The organism is Nostoc sp. (genome assembly GCF_036917935.1).
Lineage (GTDB): Bacteria > Cyanobacteriota > Cyanobacteriia > Cyanobacteriales > Nostocaceae > Nostoc.
In genome coordinates this window covers 279859-294394 of the sequence record NZ_JBALEL010000037.1, presented here as the reverse complement: position 1 = coordinate 294394, position 14536 = coordinate 279859, and the positions used below count along the sequence as shown (strand labels likewise).

Annotated in this window: 12 protein-coding genes; 10 read left to right on the top strand and 2 right to left on the bottom strand. The window is 39.6% G+C overall.

Annotated features, from left to right (window positions below):
* Window positions 1-413 precede the first annotated feature (413 nt).
* The 5 genes from V7K62_RS16395 to V7K62_RS16375 all read left to right on the top strand — a co-directional run bounded on the left by V7K62_RS16395 (window position 414) and on the right by V7K62_RS16375 (window position 4566).
* Window positions 414-587, top strand: coding sequence for a hypothetical protein (locus V7K62_RS16395; RefSeq protein ID WP_334865683.1), 174 nt, complete (start codon window positions 414-416; stop codon window positions 585-587).
* A complete protein-coding gene (locus V7K62_RS16390) occupies window positions 584-2656 on the top strand; it encodes an AAA family ATPase (RefSeq protein WP_334865681.1) in 2073 nt (690 codons plus the stop codon). Before V7K62_RS16395 ends, V7K62_RS16390 begins: the two co-directional genes overlap by 4 nt.
* Window positions 2657-2667: 11 nt before the next feature.
* Window positions 2668-3237: a Uma2 family endonuclease gene (locus V7K62_RS16385; RefSeq protein WP_334865679.1), complete on the top strand. Its 570-nt coding sequence runs from the start codon at window positions 2668-2670 to the stop codon at window positions 3235-3237.
* Between the two features lie 200 nt (window positions 3238-3437).
* Complete coding sequence (locus V7K62_RS16380; protein ID WP_334865677.1) at window positions 3438-3989, top strand: Uma2 family endonuclease; 552 nt, start codon at window positions 3438-3440, stop codon at window positions 3987-3989.
* Between the two features lie 115 nt (window positions 3990-4104).
* Entirely contained in the window at window positions 4105-4566 is a 462-nt protein-coding gene (locus tag V7K62_RS16375; protein ID WP_334865675.1) for a DNA phosphorothioation-associated protein 4, read from the top strand.
* Window positions 4567-4595: 29 nt separating this feature from the next.
* Here V7K62_RS16375 and V7K62_RS16370 read toward each other — a convergent pair whose 3' ends face one another.
* Window positions 4596-5786: a DNA sulfur modification protein DndB gene (locus V7K62_RS16370; protein WP_334865674.1), complete on the bottom strand. Its 1191-nt coding sequence runs from the start codon at window positions 5784-5786 to the stop codon at window positions 4596-4598.
* A 108-nt stretch (window positions 5787-5894) separates the two neighbouring features.
* Window positions 5895-7496: a DGQHR domain-containing protein gene (locus tag V7K62_RS16365; RefSeq protein WP_334865672.1), complete on the bottom strand. Its 1602-nt coding sequence runs from the start codon at window positions 7494-7496 to the stop codon at window positions 5895-5897.
* Window positions 7497-7668: 172 nt separating this feature from the next.
* Between V7K62_RS16365 and dndC the strand changes: the two genes are divergently transcribed.
* The 5 genes from dndC (at window position 7669) to V7K62_RS16340 (ending at window position 14398) form a co-directional block, all read left to right on the top strand.
* Entirely contained in the window at window positions 7669-9288 is a 1620-nt protein-coding gene (gene dndC / locus V7K62_RS16360; RefSeq protein WP_334865670.1) for a DNA phosphorothioation system sulfurtransferase DndC, read from the top strand.
* Between the two features lie 176 nt (window positions 9289-9464).
* Entirely contained in the window at window positions 9465-10106 is a 642-nt protein-coding gene (locus V7K62_RS16355) for a Uma2 family endonuclease (RefSeq protein WP_334866033.1), read from the top strand.
* A 346-nt stretch (window positions 10107-10452) separates the two neighbouring features.
* A complete protein-coding gene (gene dndD, locus V7K62_RS16350) occupies window positions 10453-12441 on the top strand; it encodes a DNA sulfur modification protein DndD (protein WP_334865668.1) in 1989 nt (662 codons plus the stop codon).
* A 61-nt stretch (window positions 12442-12502) separates the two neighbouring features.
* Entirely contained in the window at window positions 12503-12889 is a 387-nt protein-coding gene (gene dndE, locus V7K62_RS16345; RefSeq protein ID WP_334865666.1) for a DNA sulfur modification protein DndE, read from the top strand.
* A 51-nt stretch (window positions 12890-12940) separates the two neighbouring features.
* The gene (locus tag V7K62_RS16340; protein ID WP_334865664.1) at window positions 12941-14398 is read left to right on the top strand and encodes a DNA phosphorothioation-associated putative methyltransferase; all 1458 of its coding nucleotides are present in this window, start codon (window positions 12941-12943) and stop codon (window positions 14396-14398) included.
* Window positions 14399-14536: the final 138 nt, after the last annotated feature.

The window sequence follows — 14536 nt, the reverse complement described above, 5'->3', positions numbered from 1 at the left end:
TTTTTGTAAAATTTTTCGAGTTTTAAAAAAAGGTGTATTAAGTATGAAATAATAAGATTATGAGTTTGATAATAATGGGATGTAAGCTGCGTTAAAAATTTCACTTACATCCCATTATCATCAAGATACTTTAATAATAACAGAAAACAATTAAAGAATAAAGTGTTTTTTCAAAAAAAATTAGGATTTTAAAAATAATATCATGTCCGGTTAATTAGTTGTGATTCCCATAGTCATTGCACCCCTCCCCGCTCTTCGGGAGGGGAGACAAAGCATAGCTTTGGCTCTTTGGGGTTCTTCGGGTTTAATAAGCAATCAAGCGGACATGATATAACACAAACAGTGGCTTTACTGATGCTATTCCAGCACTAGAGAAAGTTAAAATATAGAAAAAGTATATTTGAAAACTCAATATGTCACAAGAGGCGAATATCGAAGATGTGCAGGAGCCAATAACCAGCGCACCGCCGGAAGTACGGCAAATTATTGAGCGGGTATGGAAGCTGGAAAAAGGCAGGCTAGATAAGAAGATTAACAGCCATATAAATGATAATATTTTGGACATTATTAAGGAAGAGGTGCGATGAAGCTAACTTCAATCAAGCTCTGCAACTTTCGCTCCTTTTATGGTACGACACCAGAGATGCTTCTGGCTGGTGGAGATGTTCACAACACGACGATTATTCATGGCAATAATGGCTCTGGAAAAACCAGTTTACTAAATGCCTTTACGTGGGTATTATATGATAAATTTAGTGCAGCATTTGCATCGATAGAGCAGTTAGTGAATAAGCGTGCGATCGCAGAAACTCAAAAAGGTCAAGCTGTAGAATGTTGGGTAGAAATTGGCTGGGAACATGAAGGTAAACGCTATCGAGTCAAACGCGCCTGTCGGGGTTATAAAAACGAAGGTGATTTTGATGCTGGTAAAACTCAATTAACCATGTGGGTTGGTGCGGATGATGGTAAATGGAATATACCAATTCAGCAACCAGAGGATATAATTAATCAAATTTTACCCGCTACTTTACATCAATATTTTTTCTTTGACGGCGAACGAATTGAAGAAATAGTTCGTTCTGACAAAAAAGCTGAAATTGCCGAAGCTACAAAAATTTTCTTGGGTGTGGAAGTAATCAACCGTTCCATCAGACATTTGGGAGATGCCAAAAAAGCTCTAGAAAATGAGTTAAAAGCTATTGGTGATTCTGAAACCAAACAGCTATTACGACAGCAAGAGAAGATAGAACGAGAACGTGAACGCATTACCAAACGGCAAACTGAAATTAAAGAAGAGTTAGAATATCAACAAACTTTTAAAAAAGAGACAAGTAATCGTTTGCGAGAACTGAGTGCTGCTAAGGAATTGCAAGAAAGATGGCAGGATTTAGAATCACAGAAAGCAGCGAATCAAGAAGAATATAAAAAAACCAAGGAAGCGCTGAAAAAAGTTATTTCCGCGCGGGGTTATACCGTTTTACTGTCAGAAACCACAGCAGAGTTTCGCGGAATTATCAATGATTTGAAGCAGCGCGGCGAGTTAACATCAGGAATTTCGCGGGAATTTGTGAATGATTTACTGAATTCTCAACGCTGTATTTGTGGCGCAGAATTACACGAGGGTAATCATTCTCATACTCATGTGAGTACTTGGTTAAATAAAGCAGGTTCTTCGGCGGTAGAAGAAACTGCAATTCGGATGAGCGCTCAAGTAGATGAAATTGATAAGCAAGCAATAGGATTTTGGGAAGAAGTTGATAGAGAACAAACTAGGATTAATCAGTTAAGGCAAAGCATATCTCAAATTGAAGGCGATTTAGACAATATTCAAGAACGGTTGCGAAAAGATGCTAATGAAGAAATTAGCAGTTTGCAAAAACGGTTAGATGAAATTGAAAGTAAAATTGACGAATTAAATCGAGAACAGGGTGCAAATCAGCAGCAAATTGCTCAACTGACAACTGAAATTGAAGGTTTAAACAAACAAATTGCTAAACAAAAGCTGAATGAAGATAAGCAAACTTTGGCACAGCGACGAATTAACGCGACTCAAGATGCAATCGAGCGATTAACGGAAGTTAAAAATCGCCAAGAACAACAATTTCGCCTGCAACTAGAAAAGCGAGTGCAGGAGATATTTATGGAGATTTCTGTTACTCCATACATTCCTAAAATTAGCGATAAATATGAACTGACATTAGTAGAAAATACCACGGGTATAGAAGCACCAGTTGCAGCTTCCACCGGGGAGAATCAAATTCTTAGTTTATCTTTTATTGCCAGCATTATTGACAAAGTACGGGAATGGAGTGAGAAGCGAAAAATGATGATGATTCCCGATAGTAGTACTTTCCCAATTGTCATGGATTCACCCTTCGGTAGTTTGGATGAAAGTTCGCGGCGACACATTGCTAAGACAATTCCCCAATTAGCGAATCAATTGATAGTTTTAGTTACTAAGACTCAGTGGCGGGGTGAAGTAGAAGCAGAAATGACAGACAGAATCGGTAGAGAATATGTGCTTACGTATTATTCATCTAAGCCGGATTGCGAACAAGATTATATTGAGTTGGGTGGGGAAAGATATCCTTTGGTGAAACAAAGTCCGAATGAGTTTGAATATACGGAAATTATGGAAGTCGAACGTAATGTTTAGAGGATAAAGTTATGGTTGCGAGTCCAGATGGAAATTATATGTCCCCCCAGGAATATCTGGAATGGGAAGAACGCCAAGAAATTAAATATGAATATATTGATGGTGAAGTTTTCGCCATGACTGGGGGTACTCTTCCCCATAATGATATTGCTTTAAACTTCGCTTCAGCGTTAAAAAGTCACCTGCGAGGGAGTGGGTGTCGTGTGAATATGGCAGATGGGAAAGTAGGTGTATCTGAGAAGGGGCCTTTTCATTATCCCGATGTTGTGGTGAGTTGCGATGAACGGGATAAACAAGCTATTCAATTTCTCGAATATCCTTGTTTAATTGTTGAAGTTCTTTCCCCAAGCACGGAAGCTTACGACAGAGGTAAAAAATTTACGCGGTATCGTCGTATTCAGACTTTGCAAGAATACATCCTCATCGATGCTGAAAAAATTGGTTTAGATTGCTTCCGGTTAAATGATAGAGGACTCTGGGAGTTACACCCTTATGAAGCAGGGGATGAGGTTCATTTAACTAGCGTTGATTTCCACTTTCCGATTTCTTTGGTGTATGAGGATGTTCTGTTTGCAATATAAGTTTTGGAGAAACGTAGACGCATAAGCGGCTTGCCGCAGGCTACCGCAGAGGCGCAGAGAACGCGGAGAGAAGAGAAGATGTAAAATTGAGATTATCGCTAACTAATTAGAAGATTAAAACCTCACCCCCAACCCCTCTCCTTAGTAAGGAGAGGGGAGATAAAGCTTAAGCTGTACCTCACTAGATTAGGAAACGCTATATGAATATTAAAACTGAAGCAACTATTGAAGATTTGTACCACTTACCTGACAATTGTAAAGCAGAGATTGTCAATGGAAAATTGATGCTGATGTCTCCAACTGGATTTTTACCAGGACGTGCAGGCGGTGAAATTTATGGTAATTTGCGTGATTATGAAAGACTAACAAAAAGCGGTTATGCTTTACCTGATAATGTCGGTTTTATTGTCAATCTCCCTCATCCTCGTTCTTTAAGTCCTGATGCCGCATTTTATACTGGGAAACCTACGGGTGGGAAGTTCCTTAATGGTGCGCCTGTGTTTGCTGCTGAGGTGAGAAGTGAAAATGATTACGGTGATAAGGCTGAAAAAGATATGGAAAGTAAACGCCGTGATTATTTTGCGGTTGGTACTTTGGTAGTTTGGGATGTGGATGTACTCAAAGAGGAAGTTATCAGAGTATATCGCGCTAGTAATCCCGAAGAACCGCAAGTGTATCGTCGTGGCGAGGTGGCGGAAGCTGAACCCGCGTTACCAGGATGGACTATGTTGGTGGATAATTTGTTTGTTTAGTGTTTGTTTAGCGAGCGCCCACATACTATCATAAAATCATACCTTGGCAAGTGCGTAAACGTAGCGATCGCTTTTGCCTATCGGTTAAGATGGCAACAATGTAAATATTAAAACAATGGCTGCAAATAGAATCAGGGTTGCTAAAGATAAGGCTGAGTTAGTGAAATCTCTAGTCGCATCAAAAGACACAACTGGGCCTTTTCAAACTTATGTAGAAGTAATGGTGTTTGCAGCAGCATTGGGCGTTAAAAATAAAAAGCGCATTCCTTTAGACTTAATTTCTAAAGATTTATCCCCACTGCGACAAGATTATTTTACTAGCAGCTTCACTTTATTAATTAATTTGTTGGCTATCACCGAAACAGAAAACATTAAAATTATAGATGATGATAATGTAGCTGACGAGCAACGCATTCACATTTTTGAAGAGTATGCTAATGCTGGTTTAGAAATTATACAAAATGAACTGCGTGGAGCAGTAGACTATTCAGAGCGACTTTTATTGATTATTAGTTATGAAAGAACGAATGTAGAGCAGCAAGATGAGGAATTTGATCTAACCAAATTCCTATCTTAATTTTTAAGTAATGGTTAAAAGCAATAACTTTACATCCACCCCAGTGTAATTTTTACTGTTTTGACTGCATCTGTTACTGCACTAACAGTAGCAGATATTCTATATGGCTTGTCTGGATTTTTAGGTTGGGCATCTATTCTAATTACGTTATCCTTCCAAAGTTGGTTTTCTCTTGACCAATCTAACTGTGCTAGTTGTGAAATTTTTTCTTCATGAAAATAATTATTTTCTGGATCATATATATAGTGCAATAAACGCCCTAAAACTTCCAGTCCAACGCTTATACCTAGAATACAGTCTTCTTTAAATGCAGTTACTTCATCTGTTGTGATTTCTTCAACAGTTGTATCAGCAATATACTCAGTGTTACTACATTCTGAGAAAAATTTATTAAGACAGATAACCAAAACATCAGATGCTTGATAAACATCATAATCTCGAAGCTGATTACCTGGATCGTTAGTGAAAACGCAACTTACAAACCTAGCTATAAAATTGGTTGTGTAAATCAGCTTTTGTTTAGTTGCAGGACTTGCTTTAATCTTTTCTGTCTTATCCAGAAACATTGGTACTCGTTTTATTAATTCTTTAGTAATACCAACTCGGCCAGAGAACTCACCAAATGATAATAATAATGATTTATCTAGTTGTTTGGTTTGAGCCATATCTCTGAAATCTGCCTGACACTGTTGAAAATCACCCTCTAAAACTAGAGTAATTGCAAAATCATCATCACTGATTAAGTGGCTTTCAGTACTTTCTATCAATTCGTGAATTGCACGTTTACGGTGTTGTCCATCAGTTATGTCCAACTTGACTCCACGACGAATAACAACTAGACAAATGCCCCTACCAAGTTCAAGAATTGTTATGTCTTTTGGAGCTACATTAGCAGTCAAAGTTCCTACAATCCAAGGTTTTTCTTTTCGAGAACGGTCAACAATATATTTTTTAATTTCATCAGCATGACCTTTAACCTCTGGGCGATTTTTACCAGAATCAGGATCATTCCCAGTGGATGGTTTAGCTTGGAGAAGACCAGAAAAGTCACTTGCAGGTACATTAATTTGCAGCATTGTCCGCTTTCCCTGCCTAAAAATAAGTCCTGGATAGCAGCGATCGCGATGATATTGTGAGAAAAATGGCTCAATAAAGGAGCTAAACTGAGCTTTGATCTGAGGAGAAATGTTATTATTAGCATCCTCAATTGGTTGAACCATATCAATACCTAATATAAATTAGTAGTAGATGTTAGCAAACATGATATGCAACCCTTATAGGCTGTAGCATCGGTAAAAACCACACCGAAAAATCCATACTTAACTTGGCTAGTTCAGGATATGTGGAAGTCCTACCGCTTTCGGTTCAACAAACTCGCCATCAAAACTTATAGTTTTATCTTCCACAGTCCTAGCATCCGCCAAAGCCTTACGCAGTTCAGCACGTTCCATCTGTTCCTGAATTCCACCCAGGATATAAACCAATAACTTCGCCGCCAAATCTCGTCCAGCAACCTGCACCCGCTTTTTATTTGGGTCATACAAAACCCCATACCAGAGGGATTGCGGATACTCCATACCACTAAAACCACCTTGCTGGTCAAACTTCCGCAGTTTATTAAAAATATCTGTCAGCGAAAAACCTTTTTTAAATACCAAAATTCCCAAAGCTTGGGCTAATGCAACTTGACCAACTGGACGGAAAAGCATATTTCCTTCACCTCCATCTTTCTCAAAGCTGAAGCGCCGTAAAGCTGGTGTATCCTCGTGTTCTAAAATCTTATAACTGGAAAGACTAGCCAAATAATCAAATAGCTTGCTAAATTCCTGAATCCCCTGCTGAAGTTCTTCATCCTCTGGACGCATGGGAATTAGACCTTTCTCCAAGGGTTTCCAGTGGGGGAACTTTTGAGCCAAATATCGCTCAGACATATCTTGCAGAGCTTGCAAAGTCGTCAAAACTGTAGAATTGGAAGCCACTGTTGCACTATTCCAATTAACACGAGGATTGCGCTCTTGTCGTTGTTCTAATAGTGGATGTGTAACTGCAATTTTTCTAGCAACGATCGCAAAACCATCATCCTCATTCAACTGTGTTAGTTGCCCTTTAGTCAAGGGTGCAGCCATCAAGTTGACATGAACAAAAATCGATCTTACCCTCCGCCTCGCCTGGGTGCGAGTTTCCCCAGCCGCTACCGCACAGATGAACTCAATACCAATTTTTTCCTTGGGTAAATTTTGCAAGTAAGCAAAGTCTACTTGATACTTTTCTATCAAATCATTGACTGTAATAAAACTGTCATCAGCACCTTTATCTTTTTTATAGCGCTGGAGTTTGCGAGTTTTAATTAACTCCATCAACCCCTGTACACCCATTAATCGGTGTTGACCATCTAACGCATAAATAGTTACATCATCCTCAGAAATATTTAACAGACCTACTTTAGCGTCTTTATCTAGGGGTATAAAATCAGTCGTAGACTTTGTGGCGCGTCCTTCGTTATCCCACTCAGCAGCTTTGGGATTATCCACCCACGGTTGATTAATTACTACCAGCACCGGCGGAAATTTATGATTTTGTCGAGCTGCTAAATACTGGACTAGCGGTGCTTGACGTGACCAATCAAGGGGACGCTGCTGAATTTCATCAATACTATCCGCGTCAATCTCGACATTATCAGTCTCATGATTATACTTTTTTTGAAACAGAGGTAAGCCAGAGGCGAAGTGAACCCGACCTGCAAACCATTCCAAGGTAACAGAGCTAACATAAGCCTCAGTACCACCCATTTCGGTTTTTTGAACGAGAATCTGATCTTTTCTCCCTAAAAAGTTCTCTAGGAGTAAAGCTAGTACCTGTTTTTCCTTGTTTTCCCGTTCCAGGTACTCTCTAGCGATGTCAGCAGTTGGGTCAGATGTACTATCTTTCATGTTAAATTTTAAAAACAGAATAGAATTATGTCGTTTAATTATCCAAAAATTTGGATATTAGCAGTAAAGTTTTTAAAAACTTTTATTCAACCCACGGAGGTGGGTTTTGTTTGTATAGCCGCAAATTCTATTCGCCCAGATATTACGCCAGTGTTTCCAGAGAGAAGGAAAAATGACTACAGCACAACAACCAGAAAATAAAGTTCAGCAAACACGTACTGTAGCAGAGTTAGTGGACTCTATCCAAGCTCTCAACACTGAAATTCAAGAATTGTATTGTTTAGATGAGATACCTTGGGTTTTAGGCGTGTCTTGGGGAAAAGACTCTAGCACAGTATTGCAGCTTGTGTGGAATGCGATCGCTGCTCTTCCTCCAGAAAAAAGAACTAAAACAGTCTATGTAATTACAACTGATACTCAGGTAGAAAATCCTGTAGTGTCTGCTTGGGTTCGCAAATCCTTGCAGAATCTCAAGGTAGCTGCGAAAGAACAGGGGATGCCGATTGATCCACATTTACTACAACCAGTAATTCAAGACACATTTTGGGTAAATCTTATTGGTAAAGGATATCCAGCACCTCGTAACCAGTTTCGCTGGTGTACACCACGTTTAAAAATTAATCCTGCTAATCAATTCATCCGTGAAATAGTTAGAGCTAACGGTGAAACAATTCTTGTATTGGGTACTCGCAAAGCAGAAAGCGCCAAACGTGCTGCCACAATGAAAAAGCATCAAGTTGATCGAGTACGCGATCGCCTGAGTCCTAATGCCAGCTTACCCAACTCCTTAATCTATACCCCTATTGAAGATTGGAGTAATAACGATGTCTGGATATACCTGAATCAGTGGAATAATCCTTGGGGACAAAGCAATAAAGAATTATTTACTATGTATCGAGGTGCAACAGCCGATAATGAATGTCCACTAGTTGTTGATACTTCTACTCCTAGCTGTGGTGATTCACGATTTGGCTGCTGGGTTTGTACACTAGTAAATAAGGATAAATCAATGGAGGCAATGATCCAAAATGATGAAGAAAAAGAATGGATGCAACCATTATTAGATATCCGTAACGAACTAGATATTAAAGATGATCGGGACAGAAGAGATTTTAGAAGAATTTGGGGTGAAGTCCAACTTTTTGAGCGTAACAAAGATGGAGAAATATCTGTTGAACCAATACCTGGCCCTTATACTAAATATTGGCGTGAACATTGGCTTAGACGATTATTAGAAGCGCAAACAAAAACCCGTCGTACAGCGCCAGAAAATATGCGCGATATCACCCTAATTAGTCTCGAAGAAATGAGCGAAATTCGCCGCATTTGGCTAGAAGACAAACACGAATTTGATGATAGCTTACCCCGGATTTATCAAGAAGTGACTGGCGAAGAATTTCAAGATCCCCGTCCTGGTGCTGACTATAGCCTACTAGGTCGTGATGAATGGATAGTATTAGAAGAAATCTGTGAAGGTGACGCGATGCACTTGGAACTCATGGCGAAATTGTTAGACACAGAACGCCAGTATCGCAAAAAAACTCGTCGCGTGGGAATATATGAAACCCTAGAAAAATGTTTTAATACGAGTTCCCGTTCTCCAGAAGACGCAATTAAAAATGCTCGTTTAAAACGCGAATTAAGTGAAGCAGTTAGTCAAGGTGACGTTGCAAAAGTCAAGCAGATGACTTTGGGCGATGTTGCAGCAATCGATGAAGTAGATGAAGGTGAAAGTGATGAACAGGTAACTTGGGCAAGTATGAAATTTAAAAAGGAAAATTTAGAAGAATAGAAAACAGCAGTCAACAAACTACTAGTCTGTCAAATTCATTTTGACGAGTTGGTAGTGCTCGCGTCTCGCTCACGACGCGAGCAAGATGCTCGCACTACCCATCAATTTAACCTTGACAGACTACTACTTAAAGAACACTTGACAAACTTTGGTTATCTTAAGACAAGCGAGGTTCTATTATTCAAGCCATACACAAATTAGTAACTTTTGAAGATTTTGCAGCTTGGCTGCCTGAGGGTGGAAGATACGAATTACATGATGGCGTGATTGTTGAAATGGCTCAACCAGTGGGAGATCATGAGGATGTTGTTGGTTTTTTGGCGCTAAATATATCTATCGAAATTGGGCGACAAAAACTTCCTTACTTCATTCCAAAAACTGTATTAGTCAAGCCATTTGAAGTTGAATCAGCTTATTCACCAGACATCTTAATAATCAATCGACCAAATTTAGTGAATGAGCCTTTATGGAAAAAACAATCAACTGTATCTCAAGCTACATCTATTCCATTAGTTATTGAAGTTGTTAGTACTAATTGGCGAGATGATTACTACAAAAAATTAGCTGATTATGTTCGCGTAGCGTCTCGAAGAGAAGCTATAGGTATTCCCGAATATTGGATTATAGATTACGCGGCTTATGGCGCTAGGAAGTTTATTGGCAATCCTAAACTGCCTACTATATCCATTTATCTATTAATCGATGGTGAGTACCAAGTTACTCAATTTAAAGGCGATACCCATATTGTCTCGCCTACTTTCCCAGAATTGAATTTAACCGCCGAACAGATTTTTCAAGCTGGAGGTGTGCAAATCTAGCCACGCTTACCAATACCGAGACAGATGCGATCGCATTTCTTAACAGTTAGTGATGGTATTATCTATATTTTATAGATAATATTTTTTCTCAATGCGTCAGACAAAATCATCTAATTAGTTTTATCTTATTCATTTTATCACGAACTTTCTGCTTCTGCGATCGCCGTCGAACTCATGTTAATCTTAGAGGATATTTTAAAAGTCGTGATTGATGTATCAAATATTTTTACCCCACCCTAACCCTCCCCTTATAAAGGGGAGGGAACTTGATTTTATTGTTTCCCCCCTTTATAAGGGGGGTAAAAAATCACACCGTATAACTTTTCAAACACCCTCTTAAAAACTAATGATATTTCTTGAACTCGTTCTACAAAACTTTGGTCCCTATAGTGGGAAACAAGTAATCAATCTTAACCCAAAAATTGATGAGGAAAACTCGCGTCCAATTATCCTATTAGGTGGCATGAATGGCGGCGGAAAAACTACGCTGATGGATGCCATTCGTCTCGCTCTTTATGGGCCCCGCGCCCAATGTTCTACCCGTGGTAATTTAAGTTATAGCGATTTTCTCAATCAATGTGTTAATAACAAAATAGATCCAGTTGCAGATACCCGGATTGAATTACTTTTTGAACATATTGAAAACGATAAACCAATAAAATACCGTGTTGTGCGTAGTTGGACAAAAAATCCTAAAGACGGTAAAGATACATTAGGTATTTTAGGTGACAGTGATACCTGGCCTGATGCTTTAGTTAATATCTGGGATGAATATATAGAAAATCTTTTGCCATTAGGAATTTCTAACTTATTCCTATTTGATGGTGAACAGGTTAAAGAACTCGCAGAACAGGAAATACCACCACCGATTGTTGTTGAAGCTATTCGCGGACTTTTCGGGCTAGAGTTAGCAGATCGTTTAGCTGTTGATTTAGATATTTTAGTTAACCGTAAACGCAAAGAATTTGCTGATACTAAAGATTTAGCTAACCTAGAAGAAATTGAAAAAAGATTGACCCAACAGCAACAAGATTATCAAGAAAATGAACAGAATTTAGAAAATATCAAAAATCAGCTAGAAGAATTAGAAGTAAAGCAGCAAGAAGCTTTTGATAAATTCATTTCTGAGGGTGGTAAAATTGCGGCAGAACGCAATCAACTAGAACTACAACAGAAAGCGAAAACTGCGGAAGTTGAACAAGTGCGTCAGTTAATGTGTGAATTGGCGGCTGATGTTTTACCCCTAGCATTAATTCCCAATTTACTTAGTCAAGTGCAAACGCAGGGAGAAAAAGAATTTCGCCATCGACAAATCCAAATTTCCAAAGATTTGTTAATTGAGAGAGATCAGCGCTTACTTAGTTGGCTAAGTCAGGTAGAAATTGCTCTAACAGAAGTTGAAAAAATTCAATCATTTCTAGTCGAAGATGTCGATAATTTATATGCAAAGACTCTCCAAATGGAAGCACCTTGGTTATTAGCTGATGATGAAACGTTAAGTCAGCTAGATAATCTCATATATCACTTGCAAAATTCTCAAATCTCTGCGAAAGAAAAATTAGCTATTATCAAAAATAAAGAAGAAGAAATTATCACTTTGGAAAGACAAGTACAAACAGCAGCAGCACCAGAAGATTATACAAAGCTGCGTCAGACAGTAGAAGCGGCACAAAATCAAGTTGTTGAAGCTAAAGCAAATTATGAAACAATTCGCCGCCGTTTAGCTGATTTAGAAACTATTATTGCTAAGTCAAAAAAAGAATTAAGTGATTATACTGTAGAAAATATTAAATATAAAAATAACGAACATATTATTACCTCTGCGGCTAAAGTTCAAGAAACACTCAAGATTTTTCGTGAAAAATTAACCTTGAGAAAGCTCAATAAATTAGAGGAAGAAGTTAAAAATTGCTTCCTTTATCTCCTCCACAAATCAGACTTAGTGCATCGTATCGCCATTGATACTAATACTTTCGGACTTTCCTTATATGATTTCAATGGTAAACCCGTCCCTAAACATCGCCTTTCTGCTGGTGAAAAACAACTACTAGCGATCGCATTCCTCTGGGGTTTAGCCAAAGTCTCTGGACACCGCCTACCAGTAGCAATCGATACGCCACTTGGTAGATTAGACTCCTCCCACCGCAGCAACTTAGTTGAACGTTACTTTCCATCCGCCAGTCATCAAGTAATTTTGTTATCTACGGATACTGAGATTGGCAAGAAAGAAGTCGAAACGCTGCGAGAAAATGAAGCGATCGCTCGTGAATACCTGCTAAAATACGACTCCTCCACCCGCCAAACAACAGTGCTAGAAAATCAATATTTTTGGTAAAAGTCCACCTTTCCTTCGGAACGCTACGCGAACGTGGACTAATACAAATTGACGAACTATTATGGAATCCCCAATCGAAAGAATAAAACTCTCCCAAACAGCCAAAGACCAACTTACCAAACTTAGGCGCAGCACCAAAATCGACCAATGGAATATCTTATGCCGTTGGGCGTTTTGTCGCTCCCTCGCAGAACCAACCACACCCTCACCCGTCCCAATTCCCCAAGATAGCAACGTCGAAATGACTTGGCGCGTCTTTGGCGGCGAAATGTCCGATATTCTCCTCCTCGCCCTTAAGCAACGCTGTCACAATGACGGTTATCCCACCGACAAAGAAACCCTCGCCACCCAATTCCGCTTACATTTGCATCGCGGTATTGGCTACTTAGCAGGCGATCCAAATATCAAGAAAATTGAAGATTTAATTGAACTAGCGGTTAAAGATTGAAAGGATATTAGTTGACTGTTAACTGTTCACTGTTAACTGACAACTAATATTATGCCTGAAGCGCTAGAAATTGAGCGTCATAGAGCTGCGATCGCTCGCACTGACCTATCCCGCCCTGTACGATTGGCTATAGAATGGGCAATCCTCAATCCAGACACCACTTTTTTTGATTACGGTTGCGGCTACGGTGGTGATGTCCAGCGAGTAAAAAACTTAGGCTACACCAGCGCAGGTTGGGACCCTTACTACTATCCTGATGTACCACGCACCGCCGCCGATGTGGTCAACTTGGGCTATATCCTCAATGTCATTGAAGACGCAGAAGAACGCCGTCAAAGCCTAATCCAAGCTTGGGAACTCACCGGTAAAGTTTTAATTGTCGCGGCTCAAATACTGATTAACGCACCCAGCAAAACCCAACTTGCTTACAACGATGGCATTGTGACGCGCCGCAATACTTTTCAGAAATATTACGAACAAGAAGAACTCAAAACTTATATTGATGAAGTCCTAAAAGTTGATGCAGTACCGATCGCACTAGGCGTATACTTTATTTTTCGAGATGAAGCCGAAAAAGAAAGTTACAAAGCTATCCGCTTCTTTTCTACCACCTCTACACCGCGAGTCCGCATCCCCATCAAGCGGTTTGAAGACTATCAAGAACAGTTACAACCACTCATGGCTTTTTTTACCAAGCGGGGTAGACTACCTGCCAAAGGCGAATTGGAAAATGAACAGGAATTACTGAGCGAATTTGGTAATTTTCGCCGTGCCTTTGGTGTAGTTTTACAAGCTACTGACGAAGCAGAATGGGATGCGATCGCTTACCGTCGTTCTCTAGATATCCAAGTTTATCTCGCCCTCACCCATTTTGACCAACGCCCGGCATGGCAAAAGCTAGCAGCAGAAATGCGTCACGATATCAAAGCCTTTTTTAGTAGCTACGAGGAAGCTTGTCAAGTCGCCGATCAAAAGCTTTTCAGCTTAGGTAAAGCTGGGGTGATTCAAACTGCTTGCGAAAAAAGCAAAATTGGTAAACATACGCGCGGTGCCCTTTACGTCCATGTTTCGGCACTAGCAGCACTTGACCCCGTGCTGCGAATTTGTGAAGGTTGCGCTAGCCGTACCATTGGGCGTGTAGATGAAGCCACATTGATCAAATATCACACTGATAAGCCGCAAATATCCTATCTGTGTTACCCTGATTTCGACACTGATCCCCATCCAGCATTAAAAGCTAGTATAACTATTGACTTAAAAACCCTAGTCGTCACTCACCGAGACTATGCAACTAGAGCAAATCCGCCGATTTTGCACCGTAAAGAAACATTTGTTACCAGTAACTACCCTGGTTACGAAGAATTTGCTCAACTCACCCAACAAGAAGAACAATTAGGATTGCTCAATCACAAAAGCGACATCGGTACGCGAGAAGGTTGGGAAAAATGCCTTGCTGCACACGGGGTAGAAATCAGGGCACATCAGGTTTATTCCATTAAGGAAAATTAAGCAATAATCACACTGTTAGAGTATTGCTGATATGTATCTTAAATAAAGAAAATCTTAGCAGGTTTGTGTGCTTACACGAAATTAGACAGCAGTTATGGCAAGATAACTGCAATTCAATTAAATAAAAAGGAATCTTCA